This is a genomic window from Microbacterium sp. NPDC007973 (assembly GCF_042958465.1).
GTDB classification, from domain to species: Bacteria; Actinomycetota; Actinomycetes; order Actinomycetales; family Microbacteriaceae; genus Microbacterium; species Microbacterium galbum.
The window spans coordinates 279,402-299,323 of sequence record NZ_JBIBJJ010000001.1; the positions used below are offsets into that span (position 1 = coordinate 279,402).

16 protein-coding genes are annotated in these 19,922 nt (G+C 72.2%); 7 read left to right on the forward strand and 9 right to left on the reverse strand.

The window, feature by feature from the left end:
* Nucleotides 1-29: 29 nt before the first annotated feature.
* Nucleotides 30-1,868, reverse strand: a complete 1,839-nt coding sequence (locus ACFZA2_RS01385; protein ID WP_391399613.1) for an alpha/beta fold hydrolase — start codon at nt 1,866-1,868, stop codon at nt 30-32.
* A 97-nt stretch (nt 1,869-1,965) separates the two neighbouring features.
* Here ACFZA2_RS01385 and ACFZA2_RS01390 point away from each other — a divergent pair, with 97 nt between their 5' ends.
* A complete protein-coding gene (locus ACFZA2_RS01390; RefSeq protein WP_391399615.1) occupies nt 1,966-2,775 on the forward strand; it encodes a DUF1206 domain-containing protein in 810 nt (269 codons plus the stop codon).
* Nucleotides 2,776-2,796: 21 nt separating this feature from the next.
* On the opposite strand, the gene ACFZA2_RS01395 is transcribed toward ACFZA2_RS01390, so the two are convergent.
* The 4 genes from ACFZA2_RS01395 to ispG form a co-directional block, all read right to left on the reverse strand.
* Nucleotides 2,797-3,618, reverse strand: coding sequence for an aldo/keto reductase (locus ACFZA2_RS01395; protein ID WP_391399618.1), 822 nt, complete (start codon nt 3,616-3,618; stop codon nt 2,797-2,799).
* Nucleotides 3,619-3,766: 148 nt separating this feature from the next.
* A complete protein-coding gene (locus ACFZA2_RS01400; RefSeq protein ID WP_391399621.1) occupies nt 3,767-5,563 on the reverse strand; it encodes a proline--tRNA ligase in 1,797 nt (598 codons plus the stop codon).
* 49 nt (nt 5,564-5,612) lie between these two features.
* Nucleotides 5,613-6,797 (reverse strand): benzoate/H(+) symporter BenE family transporter, encoded by a 1,185-nt coding sequence (locus ACFZA2_RS01405; RefSeq protein WP_363392713.1) that lies wholly within the window; start codon nt 6,795-6,797, stop codon nt 5,613-5,615.
* A 153-nt stretch (nt 6,798-6,950) separates the two neighbouring features.
* The gene (gene ispG, locus ACFZA2_RS01410) at nt 6,951-8,102 is read right to left on the reverse strand and encodes a flavodoxin-dependent (E)-4-hydroxy-3-methylbut-2-enyl-diphosphate synthase (RefSeq protein WP_176776587.1); all 1,152 of its coding nucleotides are present in this window, start codon (nt 8,100-8,102) and stop codon (nt 6,951-6,953) included.
* Nucleotides 8,103-8,316: 214 nt separating this feature from the next.
* Here ispG and ACFZA2_RS01415 point away from each other — a divergent pair, with 214 nt between their 5' ends.
* Nucleotides 8,317-10,278 (forward strand): chorismate-binding protein, encoded by a 1,962-nt coding sequence (locus tag ACFZA2_RS01415; RefSeq protein ID WP_391399625.1) that lies wholly within the window; start codon nt 8,317-8,319, stop codon nt 10,276-10,278.
* A 16-nt stretch (nt 10,279-10,294) separates the two neighbouring features.
* Here ACFZA2_RS01415 and ACFZA2_RS01420 read toward each other — a convergent pair whose 3' ends face one another.
* Nucleotides 10,295-11,140 carry an endo alpha-1,4 polygalactosaminidase gene (locus ACFZA2_RS01420; RefSeq protein WP_391399628.1) on the reverse strand — a complete coding sequence of 282 codons (846 nt, stop codon included), beginning with the start codon at nt 11,138-11,140 and terminating at the stop codon, nt 10,295-10,297.
* Complete coding sequence (locus ACFZA2_RS01425) at nt 11,137-12,453, reverse strand: M50 family metallopeptidase (RefSeq protein ID WP_391399631.1); 1,317 nt, start codon at nt 12,451-12,453, stop codon at nt 11,137-11,139. The genes ACFZA2_RS01420 and ACFZA2_RS01425 overlap by 4 nt, the downstream gene beginning before the upstream one ends.
* Before the next feature lie 88 nt (nt 12,454-12,541).
* On the opposite strand from ACFZA2_RS01425, the gene ACFZA2_RS01430 reads away from it, so the two are divergent.
* The gene (locus ACFZA2_RS01430; RefSeq protein ID WP_391399634.1) at nt 12,542-14,206 is read left to right on the forward strand and encodes a Mur ligase family protein; all 1,665 of its coding nucleotides are present in this window, start codon (nt 12,542-12,544) and stop codon (nt 14,204-14,206) included.
* A gap of 180 nt (nt 14,207-14,386) precedes the next feature.
* Here ACFZA2_RS01430 and dxr read toward each other — a convergent pair whose 3' ends face one another.
* Together dxr and ACFZA2_RS01440 are read right to left on the reverse strand one after the other, a co-directional pair.
* The gene (dxr, locus tag ACFZA2_RS01435) at nt 14,387-15,469 is read right to left on the reverse strand and encodes a 1-deoxy-D-xylulose-5-phosphate reductoisomerase (RefSeq protein WP_391399637.1); all 1,083 of its coding nucleotides are present in this window, start codon (nt 15,467-15,469) and stop codon (nt 14,387-14,389) included.
* Between the two features lie 80 nt (nt 15,470-15,549).
* A complete protein-coding gene (locus ACFZA2_RS01440) occupies nt 15,550-16,509 on the reverse strand; it encodes an FKBP-type peptidyl-prolyl cis-trans isomerase (protein WP_391399640.1) in 960 nt (319 codons plus the stop codon).
* Between the two features lie 205 nt (nt 16,510-16,714).
* On the opposite strand from ACFZA2_RS01440, the gene ACFZA2_RS01445 reads away from it, so the two are divergent.
* From ACFZA2_RS01445 to dhaM, 4 genes are all read left to right on the forward strand, one after another.
* Nucleotides 16,715-17,416 carry a lysophospholipid acyltransferase family protein gene (locus ACFZA2_RS01445; RefSeq protein ID WP_315994577.1) on the forward strand — a complete coding sequence of 234 codons (702 nt, stop codon included), beginning with the start codon at nt 16,715-16,717 and terminating at the stop codon, nt 17,414-17,416.
* A gap of 89 nt (nt 17,417-17,505) precedes the next feature.
* On the forward strand, nt 17,506-18,501 hold the full coding sequence (dhaK, locus tag ACFZA2_RS01450) for a dihydroxyacetone kinase subunit DhaK (protein WP_391399643.1): 996 nt from the start codon (nt 17,506-17,508) through the stop codon (nt 18,499-18,501).
* Entirely contained in the window at nt 18,498-19,142 is a 645-nt protein-coding gene (gene dhaL, locus ACFZA2_RS01455; RefSeq protein ID WP_391399646.1) for a dihydroxyacetone kinase subunit DhaL, read from the forward strand. The genes dhaK and dhaL overlap by 4 nt, the downstream gene beginning before the upstream one ends.
* Entirely contained in the window at nt 19,139-19,888 is a 750-nt protein-coding gene (gene dhaM, locus ACFZA2_RS01460; RefSeq protein WP_391399649.1) for a dihydroxyacetone kinase phosphoryl donor subunit DhaM, read from the forward strand. Before dhaL ends, dhaM begins: the two co-directional genes overlap by 4 nt.
* The last annotated feature ends 34 nt before the right edge of the window (nt 19,889-19,922 follow it).

The following is a 19,922-nucleotide window of genomic DNA, read 5'->3' on the forward strand; positions in this document are numbered from 1 at the left end:
GCGGAACCGCCCGGGTGCACCGGAGCGGATCAGCGCAGGCCGCACCCGTCGACGACCTGGTCGCGGCCCTCGATGAGGTTCTTCGTCCAGCTGTAGAGCACGGGGAGGAAACGCGACTTCGGCAGGATCGGTCGCAGATGGTCGTAGCCGGCGTAGGTCGCCCACCGTACCGGCTGGCCCTCGGCGCACAGCTCCTGCACGTAGTCGCGCTGCAGCTGCGGCGGGATGACCTCGTCGTCGGCGCCCCACGCGACGAGCATCGGTGTGCCCAGCGGCGCGGTCATCGCGTTCTCGGCGAGGCGGCGTCCGAGTGCGCCGTCGGTCAGGTCGGCGTTGTAGAGCGGGCGGTCCTCGCTCACCCCGAGGGCCGTGAGCACCGAGACGACCACACCCGGCTCACTGGGGCACCGCTGGGTCATCTCGAGCACGATCGACCGGGAGCCCTCGGCGATGTAGTCGTCGAGGTGCACGTCGGCGTAGGTCTCGGAGTACGGCACGAGCACCCACGACGTGATCACCGACAGCATGGCGTTCGGAGGGCCCGACAGCAGCTCGCGCGCCAGCGCGGGCGGATCGGCGACGGGGGCCACCACGGCGGTGCCCAGCACGTCGATGCCCGGGGCGTAGTCCTTCGCGATCGCAGTGGTCCACAGCGCCGCATGGCCGCCCTGCGAGTGCCCCCACACCACCGTGTCGGGCGAGAGCGTGAGGTCGGTGCGCAGCTCGCTCGCGGCCAGCACGGCATCGAGGGACGACCGGGCCTCCCCCGCGCCGATCAGGTAGGGATAGGCGCCGGGAGCGCCCTGGCCCGAGAAGTCGGAGGCGACGACGACCCACCCGGCCTTGAGCGCCTGTTCGAGAGCGGGGATCGACCACTTCGTCGCCGACGCGTCGCGCAGGCTCGGTGCGCACCCCTGGGCCACGCCCGTCGTTCCGTGATTCCAGACGATGACGGGACGCGGGCCCGGCGGCAGGTCCGTGGGCACGATGACCAGGGCGCTGGCCACGGCGGGCCGGTTCGCGGCATCCCGGGTCGTGTAGAGCATCCGCGTGACCGCGCCGTTCTCGGGGAGGCGGCCGAGGTAGGCGTCGGAGCGGATGAGCCGGCCGTGGCCGCTCGGCACCTGCGCGGGCGGGTCGTAGAACGCATCCACCACCGGGGCCCCGGCGTCGAGCCAGTCGTTCAGCCACCACCCGCCCGCGGCCGTTGCGACGAGCACGAGCGACAGAGCGTACCGACCCGCGGCGGCCCATCCGGCGCGGATGCGCCGGCGTCGCAGCGCACGCTGCGCGTCGAACGGCGTCTTCCGCACGTGGGGACGACGGATGCCGGCCACCCCGCGCGCGAGGACTCCCAGGCCGAACACGATCGTGCGCACACCGAAGACGACGGCGAGCACGAGCACCGTCACGTCGGGCCAGGTGAAAGACAGCACACCGAAGGCGATCTGCGCGACGCCCCACGACAGCGAGAGGATGCGCGCGCTCGCGCCGCCACGGCTCACGGCCCGGCCGATCGAGGCCAATCCACCGATCACCAACAGCACGGCGAGCACCGGCGGCAGCAGTTCGAGGCTGCGGCCGAGCCAGATGAGAACGGCGAGGCCCGCGACGATCCAGGCGGCCGACACCGATCGCGCCCACCAGCTCGCCGGGCGTCCGACGAGCTCGACGATCCCCATGACCACCGCGCTCGCACCGATGTAGATGCCCAGCAGCACGAGAGAGGTCAGCGGGCGCGAGACGATCAGCACGCCGAGCGCCACCACCACCGCACCGATCACGAGCAGCACCCGCGGCGGGGCGTTGCGCACGAGTGCGGGAAGGGCGTTCCACCGGCTCGGGCGCGATCGGCGGGTGGCGGGCATCAGGCCATGATAGGCACCGTCACCCGGCGCGACGGTCCGCTCGACGCCCCCGCGCAACCGAGTGGCGGCGACGGCCCGAACGGCATACGGTGCCGGAATGCCCTCGACCGCTCGCACCGCAGCCCGGGAGGCCGAGGCGAACCCCGCCTTCCGGCTCGCCGCCCGCGCGGGCTACGCCGCCAACGGCGCCCTGCACCTGCTGATCGGCGCGCTCGTCATCGCCGTGGGGCTGGGAGCGACGGAGGACAGCGACCAGACGGGCGCCTTCCGCGCCCTCGCGGCCGCGCCGCTCGGCGCCGTCGCCCTGTGGGCGCTGGCCGTGGGGCTCGTCACCCTGGGCGCCTGGCACCTGCTGCAGGCGTTCGCTCCGCGGCACCTCACCGTGTGGCGCCGTCTCGCGCGCATCGCGGCGGAAGCACCGCAGGGCCTGGTCTTCGTCTTCATCGGTCTCGTCGCGGCATCCGTCGCCCTCGGCGCCCGTCCCCGAGCCGAACAGACCACCGAGGACCTCAGCCGCGGCGTCCTGATGTGGCCGATCGGCGGCTTCCTGCTGGGCGTCGTCGGTCTCGCCGTGGCGGGCGTGGGCATCGGCTTCGTGTGGATGGGGATCCGACGCTCGTTCCACTCCAAGGTCCGCGTGCCCCGGGGTCGACGCGGCCTCGCCCTCACGGCACTCGGGGTGATCGGATTCCTCGCCAAGGGCGTCGCCCTGGTGATCGTCGGAGTCCTTCTGACGGTCGCCGCCATCACGGTCGAACCCGACACCGCGGGCGGACTCGATGGCGCGGTCGCGGCCGTCATCGCCCTGCCCGCGGGGCCGTTCCTCGCGTGCCTCGTCGGCCTCGGATTCCTCTCCTACGGGGTGTTCACGGTCTTCCGCGCGCGCTACGCCCGTCTCGACGCGTGAGAGGTTCCGCCCGAGCGGCGCTCAGTCCAGGCTGGGGTCCCGACCGGTGCGCTCCCCCGTCTCCAACGTCGTGATCCGCGCGTGGTCGTCGGCGTCGAGGGTGAAGTCGAACACGTCGCCGTTCTCGCGGATGCGATCCAGGGAGACCGACTTGGGGAACACCACGAGGGTGCGATCGAGGTGCCAGCGGATGACGACCTGAGCGAGGGTCTTGCCGTACTTCTCGGCGATCTGCGCCAACACGGGTTCGTCGAGCAGACCACCGCGGGCGAGCGGCGCCCACGACTCGGTGACGATGCCGTTCGCGGCATCCCAGTCGACCAGCTCGTTCTGCGGGAACCGGGGGTGCAGCTCGACCTGGTTGATCGACGGCAGCACGCCGGTCTCGTCGCGCAGGCGCTCGAGGTGCGCGATCGCGAAGTTGCTCACGCCGATCGAGGTCGCGCGTCCCTCCTGCTGCAGGCGCACCAGCGCCCTCCACGTGTCGACGTACCGGTCGGCGCTGGGAATGGGCCAGTGGATGAGGTACAGGTCGACCCGATCGAGACCGAGCTTCGCGGCGCTCGCGTCGAACGCGCGCAGCGTCTGGTCGAACCCCTGGTCGTCGTTCCACACCTTGGTGGTGACGAAGACCTCGTCGCGGTCGAGCCCCGAGGCGCGCAGTCCCTCGCCGACCTCGGTCTCGTTGCCGTACAGGGCGGCCGTATCGACGTGGCGATAGCCCGCCGCGAGCGCCCCCGCCACGAGACCGGCGGTGACGTCGGCGGGCACCTTGTACGTGCCGATGCCGAGCTGCGGGATCGTGGAGCCGTCGGACAGAGACAGGCGAGGGGCCGAGATCATGGCATCCACGCTACCGAGGCTCGCGGCCGACCCGCACCAACCGGCCTGCCGCCCGATGACCGCGAGACGGCATCTCGCTGACAAGTCGGTTGCACGCTGCAACCGTTTCGTCAGCGAGATGCGGTCTCGCGGTGAAAGAGGCGGGGGCTCAGCGCGTGAGCGCCGTCACGGCGTCGGCCACCGGCACCGTCTCGCGCTCGCCCGTGCGGCGGTCCCACAGCTCGACCTGCCCCTCGGCGGCACCGCGGCCCACGATGAGGATGCGCGGGATGCCGACGAGCTCGGCGTCGCCGAACTTCACGCCGGGCGAGACCTTGGGGCGGTCGTCGTAGAGGACGTCGAGGCCGGCCGCCTCGAGCTGGTCGGAGACGGATGCCGCGAGCTCGAACGCCGCGGCGTCGCGGCCGGTGGCCACCACGTGCACGTCGAACGGGGCGACCGACTCCGGCCAGATCAGGCCCTTGTCGTCGTTGTTCAGCTCGGCGATGATCGCGAGGATGCGGGTCACGCCGATGCCGTACGAGCCCATCGTGACGGTCGCGAGCTTGCCGTTCTCGTCGAGCACCTTCAGTCCGAGCGCCTCGGCGTACTTGCGGCCGAGCTGGAAGACGTGGCCGATCTCCATGCCGCGCGCGAGCTCCACCGGGCCCGAGCCGTCGGGGGCCGGGTCGCCGGCGCGCACGGTCGAAACTTCGACGAAGCCGTCGCCGACGAAGTCGCGGCCGGCGACGAGCGAGTGCACGTGCTTCTGGTCGATGTTCGCGCCCGTGATCCACGCGGTGCCGTCGACCACGCGGGGGTCGAGTACGTAGCGGATGTTCGTCGCCGACTCCTCGCCGAGCACGGGACCGGTGGGCGACCAGGGGCCGATGTAGCCCTTGACCAGCAGCGGGTTCTCGGCGAAGTCCTTCTCGGTCGCGGCCTCCACCTCGGCGGGGGCGAAGGCGACCTCGACGCGCTTGTCGTCGACGTCGCGGTCACCGGGCAGGCCCACGACGACGAGCTCGCGCGTGCCGTCGAGGTGGGTCAGCGCGAGAACGACGTTCTTCAGCGTGTGCGCCGCGGTCCAGGCGGCGGCGTCGACGGTGGCCGGCCCGGCGATGCCGGGCGCGGGGGCGTCGAGGTGCGCGTTCGTGTGGTCGACGAGGGTCGCGATCGTGGGGGTGTTCGGGGAGTCGAAGATCACCGGCGCGGGCTGACCCTCGATCGGCAGGGGCTCGGGGACGACAGTGGTGAATGCCTCGACGTTGGCCGCGTAGCCGCCGGCCGAGCGTACGAAGGTGTCCTCGCCGATCGGGGTCGGGTGCAGGAACTCCTCGGACTTCGACCCGCCCATCGCCCCCGCGTCGGCGGCGACGATGACGTACTCGAGCCCGAGGCGGGTGAAGATGCGCTCGTAGGCGTCGCGCTGGGCCTGGTACGACGCGTCGAGCCCGGCATCCGTCGCGTCGAACGAGTACGCGTCCTTCATCGTGAACTCGCGGCCGCGCAGGAGACCGGCGCGGGGACGCGCCTCATCGCGGTACTTGTCCTGGATCTGGTAGATCGTCAGCGGCAGGTCCTTGTACGACGAGTAGAGGTCCTTCACCAGGAGCGTGAACATCTCCTCGTGCGTGGGCGCCAGGAGGTAGTCGGCGCCCTTGCGGTCCTGCAGGCGGAACAGCGCGTCGCCGTACTCCTCCCAGCGGCCGGTGACCTCGTACGGCTCGCGCGGCAGCAGTGCCGGGAAGTGCACCTCGAAGGCTCCGGCGATCGCCATCTCTTCGCGCACGACCGTCTCGATCTTGGCCTTGACCTTCAGACCGAGAGGGAGCCAGGCGAAGATGCCCGGGGCGTTGCGACGGATGTATCCGGCGCGCACGAGCAGGCGGTGGCTCGTGACCTCGGCATCCGAGGGGTCTTCGCGAAGCGTGCGGAGGAAGTAGTTCGACAGACGGGTGACCACGAGAGTCGAGTCTAGAGCGGTGGATGCCGCACCCCGACCGGAAGCCGGTTCAGCCGGCCCGCCGCCCGAGATGCAGCGCCGTGCGCACCACGAGCCCGGCCAGCAGCGCCCAGAACGCCGCACTCACCCCGAACACGGCGATCCCGGATGCCGCGACGAGGAACGTCACGACCGCCGGCAACCGCTCGCCCGGGTCGTCGATGGCCTGCTGCACCGCGGATCCGAACGCGCCGAAGAGAGCGACGCCCGCGACGGCGGGGATGACGCCCGCCGGGGCCAGGAGGACGATCGCCGCGAAGGCCGCCGACAGGGCTCCCAGCACGAGGTAGGTGCCGCCCGCCGACACGCCCGCCACCCACCGGCGCCGCGGGTCGGGGTGCGCGTCCGGTCCCGCGGCGATGGCCGCGCTGATCGCCCCGAGGTTCATCGCGTGTCCGCCGAAGCCGGCCGCGGCCGCCGACCCCAGGCCGGTGACGAGCATCGCCGGACGCCACGGGATCGTGTACCCGAGGCTCTTCATGACCGCGACACCGGGCACGTTCTGCGACGCCATCGTCACCACGAAGAGCGGCAGGGCGATGCCCACCACCGCGCCGACCGTGAGTGTCGGGGCGGTGACCTCCAGGCGGGGCAGCAGGGATGCGGCATCCGTGTCGACCCCGGTGCGCGCGAGCTCGACCGCGACCACGACGATCGCCGCCACGAACGCGAGCGGCACCGCCCAGCGGGGCAGCAGGCGGGATGCCACGAGCCAGACGATCAGCACCGGGGCGACGCCCCACGGGTCGTCGACGAGGCCGACGAACGGCGCCACGCACAGCGGCAGCAGGACGCCGGCGAGCATGGCCTGCGCGATGGAGGGAGGGATGCGGGCGATCAGGGCGCCCAGGGGCGGGAAGAGCGCGGTGCAGAGGATCAGCGCGGCGCACACCAGGAACCCGCCGACGACCGCGGGCCACCCGCCGTCGACGGCGCCCGTCGCCGCGAGCAGCGCGACGCCCGGTGTGGACCACGCCACGGTGATCGGGATGCGGTACCGCGCCGCGAGGACGATGCAGCCGACGCCCACGACCAGCGTGATGGCGAGCAGCCCGCTCGCCGCCTGCGCGGGAGACGCGCCCACGGCGCCGAGACCCGTCAGCACGACGGCGAAGGTGCTGGTGAAGCCGACGAGAGCGGTCACGACCCCCGCGACGAGCGGACGGGCGAGCGAGGGCGCGGGAGTCTCGGTCATGGGACTCCCGACGCTATCGGACGTCGGCCCGCGGGTCGGTGCGGCGCGGGTGAGCCGTGCCGGATCGAGCGGCGTGCGGTCCTCCGCGGCAGCTCCTGCATCGCCGGTCACGCCCGCCGGTCGGGGCGCACCGCGCGTGGGAGGGCGGTCGGCTCAGGCCGTGATGACCTGCGCCGTTCCGGTCGCGGCATCCGGACCCATCTCGTCGGCGAGGCGGTTGGCCTCTTCGATGAGGGTCTGCACGATCTCGGCCTCGGGCACCGTCTTGATGACCTGGCCCTTGACGAAGATCTGGCCCTTGCCGTTGCCCGACGCCACGCCGAGGTCGGCGTCGCGCGCCTCACCGGGTCCGTTCACGACACAGCCCATGACGGCCACGCGCAGCGGAACGGTCATGTCCTTCAGACCCTCGGTCACGTCGTCGGCGAGCGTGTACACGTCGACCTGCGCGCGACCGCACGAGGGGCACGAAACGATCTCGAGCTTGCGCTCGCGCAGATTCAGCGACTGCAGGATCTGGTGCCCGACCTTGACCTCTTCGGCCGGAGGCGCCGACAGCGAGACGCGGATCGTGTCGCCGATCCCCTCCGAGAGCAGGATGCCGAACGCCGTGGCGCTCTTGATCGTGCCCTGGAACGCGGGGCCGGCCTCGGTCACCCCGAGGTGCAGCGGCCAGTCGCCCCGCTCGGCGAGCAGGCGGTAGGCCTTGACCATGACGATCGGGTCGTTGTGCTTGACCGAGATCTTGAAGTCGTGGAAGTCGTGCTCCTCGAACAGCGAGGCCTCCCACACGGCGCTCTCGACGAGCGCCTCGGGCGTGGCCTTGCCGTACTTCTCGAGCAGGCGACGGTCGAGCGACCCGGCGTTGACGCCGATGCGCAGCGAGACGCCGGCATCCTTGGCGGCCTTGGCGATGGCGCCGACCTGGTCGTCGAACTTGCGGATGTTGCCGGGATTCACGCGCACGGCGCCGCACCCGGCGTCGATCGCCTGGAAGACGTACTTCGGCTGGAAGTGGATGTCGGCGATGACGGGGATCTGGCTCTTCTTCGCGATGATGTGCAGCACATCGGCGTCGTCCTGCGACGGCACGGCGACGCGCACGATCTCGCAACCGGATGCCGTGAGCTCGGCGATCTGCTGGAGGGTGGCGTTGATGTTGGTCGTCGGCGTCGTGGTCATCGACTGGACGCTCACGGGGGCGTCGCCGCCGACGAGCACCTTCCCGACCCGGATCTGACGGGTCTTGCGACGGGGAGCGAGGGTCTCCGGCACGCGGGGCATTCCGAGATTCACAGCAGGCACGCGCTCAGCCTACGCCGCCGTCGCTGGACGGAGCCGGAACAGGCTGCGAATGCTCCCTGTGGTAGGTTCGGCGCCATGCGCGCGCAATTCAGCTGGTGGCCCACCGTCTAGGCGGTGAGCACGCGTGCGACAGACCGCCCTCCCTCGGGATCCGGGCGGTCTTCGTGTTTTCGGCGGCCGCGTAGGACCCTCGCTCACAGACGGAAGTACTTCGATGACCGGGCCCGACCCCTCCTCTCTGATCCACGATCTCCTCGCCGGTTCCGCGCCGTTCGCGCTCATCGCGCGCGGCCCCGCCGCGGGTGACGACGCCACCGTCGAGGTGCTCACCGGCGACGTCGTCGACGTGGACCTCCTCGCCGACATCCCGCTGACCGACGTCGACGGCGTCGCCCGCGAGGTCCTGGCGCTCGTGCCGTTCCGTCAGGTGCGCGAGCGCGGGTTCGTCTGTCACGACGACGGCGCTCCGCTGCGCTGCCTCGTCATCGGCGAGCGCGTCGTCCTCCCCCGCGCCGGGGTCATGGCATCCCTGCCCTCCGCTCCCGTGGACCTCGCGGATGCCGGGTTCGACATCGGCGACGAGGAGTACGCCGACATCGTGCGGCGCGTGATCGCCGAGGAGATCGGTCGCGGCGAGGGGGCGAACTTCGTCATCCGGCGCGACTTCGTCGCGGGCGTCGACGCCGATCCCCGCGCCGCGGCGCTGACCTGGTTCCGCGCGCTGCTCGAGCACGAGAAGGGCGCGTACTGGACCTTCGCGATCGTCACCGAGGGGCACGTCGCCGTCGGGGCGAGCCCGGAGGCGCACGTGAGCGCCCAGGACGGCATCGTCACGATGAACCCCATCTCGGGCACGTTCCGCCACCCCGCGGGCGGCGCCACCGCGGACACGCTCGCGGAGTTCCTGCGCTCGACGAAGGAGACCGAGGAGCTCTTCATGGTCGTCGACGAAGAGCTCAAGATGATGAGCGCCGTGTGCAGCGACGGGGGGCGCATCACGGGCCCGCACCTGAAGGAGATGTCGCGCCTCACCCACACCGAGTACATGCTGCGCGGGCGCAGCGACCTCGACCCCCGCGACATCCTGCGCGAGACGATGTTCGCCCCCACCGTCACCGGCTCCCCCATGCAGAACGCCTGCACCGTGATCGCCCGCCACGAAACGACCCCGCGCGGGTACTACTCGGGCGTCGCGGCGCTGTTCACCCCCAGCGGCAACGCCGAGGGACCCACGCACGACCTCGACGCGCCCATCCTGATCCGCACGGCGTACCTCGTCGACGGGCAACTGCGCGTACCCGTGGGTGCGACGCTCGTGCGCCACTCCGACCCCTACGGCGAGGTCGGCGAGACGCACGGCAAGGCCGCGGGCGTCCTCGGGGCGATCGGCGCGATCCCCCGCGACGTCCCCGTCGTCCCCGCCGACGCGGATCCCGACGCCCCGGTGGCCGAGCGCCGACCGCTCGCGGAGGATCCCGCGATCGCCGAGCTCCTGGCATCCCGCAACGACCGTCTCGCACCGTTCTGGATGAACCCGCAGGACCCCGACGGATCGGGCCCGTTCGCGGGCCGCACGGCCCTGGTCGTGGATGCCGAGGACCGCTTCACCACGATGCTCGCCCACCAGCTGCGCCACCTCGGGCTCGACACCCGCATCGTGCACTGGGCGGACGTCTCGGACACCGAGGTGGATGCCGCGGACCTCGTGGTGTCGGGACCCGGACCCGGCGACCCGCGCGACGACACCCCGCGCATGGAGGCCATGCGCGGCGTCGTCGGACGCCGGACCGCTCGGCGCGACCCCCTTCTCGCCGTGTGCCTGAGCCACCAGATCCTGGCCGACTCCCTCGGTATCGAGCTCACGCCGCTCGATCGCCCGCATCAGGGACTGCAGAAGAGCGTCGACGTGTTCGGCGAGGACGCCTCGATCGGCTTCTACAACACCTTCACCGCGCGCGTGCACCCCGACGACAGTCGAAGCATCACGTACGACCGGGGCGAGGTCGTGGCCCCCCTCGACGTCGACGTCGCCGCCGACCCCCTGACCGGAGACGTCTACGCCCTGCAGGGTCCCGGTTTCGCGAGCGTGCAGGGACACCTGGAGTCGATCCTGTCGCGCGACGGCATGCGGACGCTCGAGCGGCTCATCGCGCATGCGCTGACCGACGCGTCCTGACGCCGGGGCGCCGCGCTCAGGAGGCGCAGGCCTCGAAGACGTGGCCGGATGCCGGCGGCGCGACCAGCTGCAGGTCGCGCCGGATCATCGACACGCGCGGATCGGCGTCGCCGCAGGCCGCGAGGAAGTCGTCTTGCGACGTCTCGTCGACGTACTCGACGTCGAGCACCGCCGGATAGACGGCGGTGTAGTCGTCGCACTCCGCGAAAGCCGCGCACGACTCCGCGACGGCGAAATCGAACCCTGCGGCCGCCAGCTCGTCGGCGTGCTCCGCGGTGTTCTTCTGCGCGATGGCGAGCCCTGCGTCGTGGGCGATGCGCACGTACGCCTCGGCGAGGGACCGGTTGTCGCCCCAGGTGAGTGCGCCATCGCTGCGCGTGTACGAGTCGAGGTTGTCGATCTCGACGGCCGCGTAGCCGTCGGCGGCGCAGCCGCGGATCTGCTCCCCCACGAGGTCGACCAGCTGTGATCGGCTCGCCTCGCTCGACGTGTCGAAGAGGTACTCGTCGGGCCATCCGGCATCCACGAGGGGGCCGTCGACTCCGGCGACGAGCAGCTCGGGCCGATCCCGGGCGACGGCCGCCGAATCCTCGGGCTGCGTCTGGAACCCGTTGACGTAGCAGACGTCGTATCCGGCGCCCGCGGGTGGGGCCGTGCGATCGCGGACGACGATGTCGACCCCGTCCGGCGGCGGGTAGGGACCGCCGAGCTGGTAGTCGAAGCCCGCCCCCTGCGGGGGGAGGCGCAGCGCGCCCCCGGTCGACGGCGAGCCGGATGCCGGGGCGCAGCCGGTCGACACGGCGAGGGCCGCCACGACGACGACGACGAGAGCCCCCGCCCGTGCGAACCGGCCCCGCGTCACAGCAGCTGTATCGGATTGAACACGTCGGCGAGGAACAGCACGCCGCCCATGCCCACCAGCAGCACGACGACGACGAAGGTCACGGGCACGAGCTTCGTGGCATCCACCGGGCGTGCGACCGTGCCGCGCAGGCGCGCGATCCGGCGCTTGAGGCCGTCCCATAGGGCGACGACGACGTGCCCGCCGTCCAGGGGCAGCAGCGGGATGAGGTTGAAGACGAACAGGGCGATGTTCAGGGCGGCGAGCAGGCCGATGATCGATTGCACGCGCGCGGCGATCGGCGCGTCCACGGCGGCGTACTCGCCCGCGAGGCGTCCGGCGCCGACGACGCTCAGGGGGCCGTTCGGGTCGCGGGGCTGACCGGTGACGAGGTCGACCGCGGTGTCGTAGACGCGGACCGGCAGCTGCGTCATGATCTGCGCGACCGCGCCGACCTGCTGGATGGTCGCCTCGGGCCCCGCCCAGAGGGGCTGCGGCACGAGCGCGGACTGTGGGCTGAGCCCCGCGAAACCGACGCTCTGATACTCGGGCTGTCCGGCCGCATCGAGCACGGGTCGCCCATCGGCACCGGTGACCGCCCGGTCGGTCTGCACGGGCGTGATCGTGAGCGTCTGCTCGGAGCCGTCGCGCTGGATCACGACGGGCAGGGCCCGACCCGGCGAGCGCTGGATGACGGCGGCGGCCTCGTCGAAGGTGGACACCGCGGTGCCGTCGATCGAGACGATGGTGTCCCCCGGCAGCAGTCCGGCGGCGGCCGCGGGGGCGACGGGGTCGCTAGCCTCGCAGGCCGAGCGGTCGGCGCCGGCCGGGATGACGCACTGCGACACCGAGGCGACCGTCGTCGTCCCCTGCGCGATGCCGATGCCGCTCACGGCGACGGCCGACAGCACGAACGCCAGCAGGAGGTTCATGATCGGGCCGCCGAGCATGACGATGATGCGCTTGTACACGGGCAATTTGTAGAAGACGCGGTCGTCGGCGGCGATGAGCGTCTCGGCGTTGGCGTCGCGGGCGTCCTGCACCATGGTGGCGAAGAAGCGCGAGCGCTTGGTGCCGGGCTCGGCGTCGTCGGGCGCCGGCGGATACATGCCGGCCATCGAGATGAACCCGCCGAGCGGCAGCAGTTTGAAGCCGTACTCGGTCTCGCCGATCCGCTTGGACCACAGTGTCGGTCCGAACCCGATCATGTACTGCCCGACGCGCACGCCGAAGAGCTTGGCGGGCAGCAGATGCCCGATCTCGTGCAGCGCGATCGAGATCGCGAGGCCGATCACGAGCACGAGCACGCCGATGAGGAAGGCGATCGCGGTCACCTTCGTGACGATACCGTCGGCAGCCTTTGAACGGCCCGTGCGGCCGCGATGCGGTGTCTGTGCGGCACCGGATGCGACAATGGATGCGATGCCCAGCGACGCCCCCTCGAACCTGCCCCCCGTCCTCCGTCCGGAGCGTCCGCCCCGCCGCGACCTCGCGGAACTGGCCCGCCGCTGGGGCGTGCGCACGGTCGGCGACGTCGACGGAACCGTCCTGACCGGCATCACGCTGGCCACCGCCGACCTGCGCGCGGGAGAGGCCTTCGTCGCGATCCGCGGAGTGAACCGGCACGGCGCCGAATTCGCGGCCACCGCGGCCGAGCGCGGCGCGGTCGCGGTCATCACCGACGACGCGGGCGCCGACATCGCCGCCCCCACCGGGTTGCCGATCGTCGTGGTCGACGACCCTCGCGCCCTGTTGGGCGACCTCTCGGCATGGGTCTACGGCACCGGCCCCGATGACGACCTCCCCCGCCTGCTGGCGACCACGGGGACCAACGGCAAGACGAGCGTCTCGCATTTGCTCGAGGGCATCCTCGGTCAGCTCGGCGTGGTGACGGGCCTGTCCTCCACCGCCGAGCGCCACATCGCGGGAGACGTGATCGTCTCGCGCCTCACCACCCCCGAAGCCTCGGAGTTCCACGCCCTGCTCGCGCTCATGCGCGAGCGCGGGGTCGAGGCGGTCGCCGTCGAGGTGAGCGCGCAGGCCCTCACCCGACACCGCGTCGACGGGCTGGTGTTCGACGTCGCCGGGTTCACCAACCTCACGCACGACCACCTCGACGACTACGCCGACATGCGCGAGTACTTCGAGGCCAAGCTGCCGCTGTTCCGCCCCGACCGCGCACGACGCGGCGTGGTGTGCCTCGACTCTCCCGCGGGTGCGGAGATCGCGGCGCGCGCCGAGATCCCGGTCGTGACCATCGCGACGCCCGCGATCGCGCACGACCCCGCGGCGGTGGCATCCGCCGACTGGACGGTCGACATCGTCGACGAGCGTCAGGAGGGCACCGAGTTCACACTGTCCGACGGCAAGGGACGCTCGCTCACCACGGTCGTGCCCGTGATCGGTCGCCACATGGCCGCCAACGCCGGCCTCGCGATCGTCATGCTGCTCGAGACCGGCTACACGTGGGAGCACCTGTTCAGCACCCTCGACGGCGAGCGGATCGACGCCGCCCTCCCGGGCCGCACGCAGCTGGTCTCGGGGGCGGACGGCCCCGCCGTCTACGTCGACTTCGGTCATTCCCCCGACGCGTTCGAGAAGACGCTCGCCGCGGTGCGACGCGTCACGCCGGGAAAGGTCGTCATGCTCTTCGGCGCCGACGGCGACCGCGACGCGACCAAGCGCCACGACATGGGACGCACGGCCGTTGAAGGCAGCGACATCCTCGTCGTCACCGACCACCACCCCCGCCACGAGAACCCGGATGCCATCCGCGCGGTGCTCGTCGAGGGCGCGCGGCGCGCGCGACCCGACGCCGAGATCCACGAGTTCACCCCTCCGGAGCGGGCGATCCTCGAGGCCGTGAAGCTCGTCGGCGAGGGCGACGCGATCCTGTGGGCAGGGCCCGGACACCAGGACTACCGCGACGTCCGCGGCGTCCGCACGCCCTACTCGGCCCGCGAGCTGTCACGACGCGCCCTGCGCGCGGCCGGTTGGGCCGTGCCCGACCCGCAGTGGCCCGTCCCCTACCCGGCCGACAGCACGCCGTCGTCCGACCCCGAGCGCCCGGTCGACTTCCCCGCCTGACCGGGCGACGGCAGCTCATCGCCTCCCACCCGCCCCGAGGGGGCCGAGCCCGTCGGAGCCACCGGAACCCGCGCAACGCCCTGCCCGACGCCAGGTGGCTGAGCCCGCCGAAGCCACCGGAACCCGCGTCACCCCGGTCCCTTCGACAGGCTCAGGGACCTCCGCATCCGGCGAGGGACGTCAGCGCGACGCGATGATCTCGTCGGCCGTACGGCGCGCCCACGTCTCCGCCTCGGCGAGGCTCTCGCGGGTGAGGGTCGTCGGGGGCTCGTGACGATCGACCACGCGCTCGATGAGGTCGACGATGCCGAGGAAGCTCAGCCGGCCCTCGTGGAAGGCGTCGACGGCCTGCTCGTTCGCCGCGTTGAAGACCGCCGGGAACGTCGCCCCCGCGCGCCCCACGCGCTTGGCCAGAGCGACGGAGCCGAAAGCCTTCTCGTCGAGCGGTTCGAACGTCCACTGCGACGCCGTGGCCCAATCCAGCGGCGCCCCGACGCCGCCCACACGGCGCGGCCAGTCGAGGCCGAGCGAGATCGGCAGCCGCATGTCGGGCGGAGACGCCTGAGCGATCGTCGAGCCGTCCACGAACTCGACCATGGAGTGCACGATCGACTGCGGATGCACGGTCACCGCGATGCGGTCGTAGGCGACGTCGAAGAGCAGGTGCGCCTCGATGACCTCGAGGCCCTTGTTGACGAGCGTCGCCGAGTTGGTGGTCACCACCCGGCCCATGTCCCAGGTGGGATGGGCGAGCGCTTCGGCCGGGGTGACGGCGCCGAGCTCGTCGCGCGAACGCCCGCGGAACGGACCCCCGGATGCCGTGAGCACGAGACGGCGCACCTCGTCCGACGCTCCCGCGCGCAGCGCCTGGGCGATGGCGGAGTGCTCCGAGTCGACGGGGACGATCTGGCCCGGCGCGGCGAGCGCGGTGACGAGCTCACCGCCGACGATCAGCGATTCCTTGTTCGCCAGCGCGAGGGTGCGGCCCTCCTCGAGGGCCGCGAGGGTGGGCCCGAGGCCCACCGATCCGGTGATGCCATTGAGCACGACATCGGCGTCGACGTCGCGGACGAGCTGCTCCGCTTCGACGGCACCGAGCGCGGTGTGCTCGACGTCGAAAGCCGCGGCCTGCGCCTCGACGCCGGCGCGGTCGGTACCGGCCGCGAGACCGACGACCTCGAAGCGGTCGGCGTTGGCGCGGATGACGTCGAGCGCCTGGGTGCCGATCGAACCGGTGGAACCGAGGATGAGGACGCGGCGCATCCCGTCAGCCTACTGAGCCGCCGCCCCGGGGCGTCGCGCGCCGCACGCGTTCGTGCGGGGCGCGACGCACCGGACGTCGCTTACTGCGCGGCGGGAGCGTGCTGCACGCCGAGGATGTCGACGACGAACACGAGCGTCGAGTTCGCCGGGATCGAGCCCTGCTCCTGGTCGCCGTACCCGTCGGCGGGCGGGATGACGGCGACGACCTGCGAACCGACCGTCTGTCCCTCGAGCGCCTTCTTGAAGCCCGGGACGACCGCGGTGGTCGCGAACTGGGTCGGCGCGCCCTTGTCCCAGCTCGAGTCGAAGACGGTCCCGCCGTCGTAGAGCACGCCCGTGTACTGCACGATGACGGTGTCGCCGGGGTTGACCACGTCGCCCGAGCCCTGGCGCAGGTTCTCGATGCGCGTCTCGGTGGGCGCGGGGGTGCTCGGAACGGTGACCGTGGGGGCACCGTTGTCGGCGAAGGTCACGGTCGGCATGCCGTCGGCCGGGGCGACCTCGGTGCCGTCCGCGCGCGTCGGGAGCTCCGCGATCGCGTCCGCCACCAGAACGTAGGCGGGAGAGCCTTCGCCGAGGATGCCGGCGGGGAAGGTCGAGACGGTGCGCGAGCCGACCGGCACGCACGACACGGCCGCGCCGAAGATCTGCTGGGAGTTGACGATCATGTCCATCCCGGACGGATCGGACGACAGCGAGTCCAGGACGACGTCACCCGTGCTGGCGTCGATCACCGTGTAATTGGCCTTGACGATGTCGCCGGCCTGGATCTCCTCGCCGCTGCCCTCGATCAAGGTGCTGCGCTGGATGTCGCTGGGGGCGAAACCATCGGGGCGCGTCACGGTGACAGGGCCCTCGAAGTCGCCCGACACCTCGAGCCCCGCGGGGACGTCGCCGGTGAACGGCGTCTGGCAGGCTCCGGCATCCGGGGTCGCCGTGGCATCGGGCGTCTGCGCGTCGGTGGACGAGCCGGAGCATCCGGCCAGCAGCAGCACCGCGACGGCGGCGACGGACAGGGAAGCGATCGGGCGAAAACGCACGGGAGACCTCTCGGAGGAAGATGGGAAGCCCCCATCCTCGCGCATCCGGCTTTGGCGCGGCTGGGAGAGCGCGGAGGAGGAGGGCGGCGACGCCGTGCGCGACGCACGCCGCCCCATGCACGCCCCGGCATGCGGCGGCTAGTAGCCTCGTCGAGTGAGTTCCGACCTGCCCGCCGAGACCCCCGCCGCCGCTCCGCCGCAGCAGATGGGCGCGGCCTACGGACTCGGACGATTCCTCATCGCGCCCCTGGCCCGCGCCGTCTACCGCCCGCACGTCGAAGGGCGGGAGAACGTCCCGCGCACGGGTCCGGTGATCTTCGCCAGCAACCACCTGTCGTTCATCGACTCGATCGCCATCCCGGTCGCCGCTCCCCGCCCCGTGCACTTCATGGCGAAGTCGGCGTATTTCGAGAAGTGGGCCTCGCGGCAGTTCTTCACCGCCATCGGGGCGATCGCGGTCGAGCGCGGGGCCGGGCAGAAGGCCCTCGACGCCCTCGATCAGCAGCGGGTTCTCCTCGAAGACGGTCGCGCCGTCGCGCTCTACCCCGAGGGCACGCGCTCCCTCGACGGCCGGCTCTACAAGGGCCGCACGGGAGTGGCGTTCCTGGCGTTGCAGACCGGTGCACCGGTGGTCCCGGTCGGCCTCATCGGCACCGACAAGGCGATGCCGGTCGGGGCGAAGTTCCCCAGCACGAGCGAGCGGATCACGGTGCGCTTCGGCGAGCCCCTCGACCTCTCGCCGCACGGTCCCGCGACCTCGGGGCGCGCGCGACGCGGCGCCACCGACGAGATCATGGCCGCCATCCACGCCCTGAGCGGCCAGGAGCTCGCGAACGCCTACAACGAGGCCCCGGCGCAGAACCCCATCGAACGCATCAAGCAGGTCCTGCCGCACGAACGCCTCTGATGCGCCTCCTCGCCCTTGACGCGACGCCCCCCGACGACCAGGGTCGAAACCGACGGCCCGAACCGTCGGAGCCACAACGAGGAGGCATCGTGAAGAAGTTCGTCAACGACCCGGGCGATGTGCTGGCCGAGGCCCTGCGCGGTATCCAGGCGGCTCATCCCGATCTTCGCGTGGATGCCGAGAATCGCGTCATCCTGCGCGCGGAACCGACCCGCGCGGGCAAGGTGGCCCTCGTCTCGGGCGGGGGCTCCGGGCACGAGCCGATGCACGGCGGGTTCGTCGGACGCGGCATGCTCGACGCCGCCGCCGCGGGCGAGGTGTTCACCTCCCCCACCCCCGACCAGGTGCTCGCCGCCACGCAGGCCGCCGACTCGGGCGCGGGCGTCCTGCACATCGTGAAGAACTACACCGGCGACGTGCTCAACTTCGAGATGGCCGCCGAGCTCGCCGCCGCCGAGGGCGTGCAGGTCGAGTCCGTCGTCGTCGCCGACGACGTCGCCGTGCAGGACTCGACGTGGACCGCCGGCCGCCGCGGCACGGGAACCACCGTCGTCCTCGAGAAGATCGTCGGCGCCCTCGCCGAGGAGGGCGCCGATCTCGCCGCCGTCGCCGCGCTCGCGCGCCGCGTCTCGTCCGCCGGGCGCTCGATGGGCGTCGCGCTGACCAGCTGCACCGTGCCCGCGGCCGGTCGCCCCACCTTCGACCTCCCCGACGACGAGATGGAGGTCGGTGTCGGCATCCACGGCGAACCCGGCCGCTCGCGCGTGAAGCTGGCATCCGCTCGAGAGGTCGCGAAGCTCATGGTCGAGCCGATCGTGCACGACTTCGGCGACGCGGTGGGGCCCGCGATCGTGCTGCTGTCGGGATTGGGCGCAACGCCGCTCATCGAGCAGTACCTCCTGTACGGCGAGATCGCGCCGCTCCTCGCCGAGGCGGGGGTCGACGTGCAGCGCGTGCTCATCGGCGACTACATCACCAGCCTCGACATGGCGGGCGCCTCGCTGACGGTCGTCAAGGCCGACGACGAGATGCTGCGCCTGTGGGACGCCCCCGTCGTCACCCCCGGCCTGCGGTGGGGCGCATGAGCGCCGCCTCCGTCACGACCGGCGACCTCGTCGCGTGGATCCGCGCCTTCCGCGACGCGGTGCAGCAGCACAAGGACGAACTGACGCGCCTCGACTCCGAGATCGGAGACGCCGACCACGGCTCCAACATGGCCCGCGGTCTCGACGCGGTGGTCGCCAAGCTCGACCCCGAGCCGTCCACTCCGACCGACCTGTTCAAGACGGTGGGCATGACCCTCGTCTCCACGGTCGGCGGGGCCAGCGGCCCGCTCTACGGCACCCTCTTCCTGCGCATGGGACCCGCCCTGGCCGAGGCCGACCCCGTGGACGCCGCAGCCCTCGGTGCGGCGCTCCGGGCCGGTGTCGAGGGCGTCATCGCCCGCGGCAAGGCCGAGGTCGGCGACAAGACCATGATCGACGCCCTCTCCCCCGCCCTCGAGGCCTGGGACTCCGCGGCGCGGGACGACGCGTCACCTGCCGTCGTCTCGCGCGCCGCCGCCGAGGCCGCCGCGCGCGGACGTGATGCGACCGAGCCGCTCGTGGCCCGCAAGGGCCGCGCGAGCTACCTCGGCGAGCGCAGTGCCGGACACCTCGACCCGGGCGCCGCCTCGGCGACGCTGCTGCTCGAGGCCCTGAGCGACACCCTGGCGGCCGCCGAGTGATCGGCATCGTCGCGGTCTCGCACAGTCGCGCCCTGGCGGAGGCCGCGGTCGAGCTCGCGCTGCAGATGGGCGGGACCGAACCCCCCGTCGTGCGCGTGGCCGCGGGCGGACCCGACGGCGACCTCGGAACGGATGCCGTGGCCATCGCCGCCGCGATCGACGAGGCGGATTCGAGCGACGGCGTGCTCGTGCTGATGGACCTGGGCTCGGCCCTTCTGAGCGCCGAGACGGCGCTCGAGTTCGTCTCCGCCCCCGACCGTGTGCGGCTCAGCCCCGCTCCGTTCGTCGAGGGTCTGGTGGCGGCGGTGGTCACGGCCGCCGGCGGGGCCGGTCTGGACGCGGTGGCCGCCGAAGTGCGCGGGGCGGGCGACGCGAAGCGGCGCCAGCTCGGCGACGACGACGCCTCGGCATCCCCTCCGACCACGCAGAGCACAGCGCCGTCGGCCGACACCGGACCGGCGGAACCCGACATGGCGTCGTTCGAGGCGCAGATCGTCAACCCGTCGGGACTGCACGCCCGGCCGGCCGCGACCTTCGTGAAGGCGGCGTCGCGCTACGACGCCGACGTGCGCATCGTCGATCTCGACACCGGCGGCGACGAGGTCTCGGGGCGCAGTCTGCTCGCCCTCATGGCGCTGGGCGTGCGGCAGGGGGCGCGCGTGCGCGTGAGCGCTTCCGGGCCGCAGGCGCAGCAGGCCCTCGATGAGCTGCGCGCGCTCATCGACGACGGCTTCGGCGAGCGCTGAGGGTCCGTCGGCGCGAGTCGGCCCGACGTCGCGC

Coding starts and splice junctions, on each gene's coding strand:
- ACFZA2_RS01385 (WP_391399613.1), bottom strand. CDS start 1,868: ATGCCCGCCACCCGCCGATCGCGCCCGAGCCGGTGGAACGCCCTTCCC.
- ACFZA2_RS01390 (WP_391399615.1), top strand. CDS start 1,966: ATGCCCTCGACCGCTCGCACCGCAGCCCGGGAGGCCGAGGCGAACCCC.
- ACFZA2_RS01395 (WP_391399618.1), bottom strand. CDS start 3,618: ATGATCTCGGCCCCTCGCCTGTCTCTGTCCGACGGCTCCACGATCCCG.
- ACFZA2_RS01405 (WP_363392713.1), bottom strand. CDS start 6,797: ATGACCGAGACTCCCGCGCCCTCGCTCGCCCGTCCGCTCGTCGCGGGG.
- ACFZA2_RS01415 (WP_391399625.1), top strand. CDS start 8,317: ATGACCGGGCCCGACCCCTCCTCTCTGATCCACGATCTCCTCGCCGGT.
- ACFZA2_RS01430 (WP_391399634.1), top strand. CDS start 12,542: ATGCCCAGCGACGCCCCCTCGAACCTGCCCCCCGTCCTCCGTCCGGAG.
- dxr (WP_391399637.1), bottom strand. CDS start 15,469: ATGCGCCGCGTCCTCATCCTCGGTTCCACCGGTTCGATCGGCACCCAG.
- ACFZA2_RS01445 (WP_315994577.1), top strand. CDS start 16,715: ATGGGCGCGGCCTACGGACTCGGACGATTCCTCATCGCGCCCCTGGCC.
- dhaL (WP_391399646.1), top strand. CDS start 18,498: ATGAGCGCCGCCTCCGTCACGACCGGCGACCTCGTCGCGTGGATCCGC.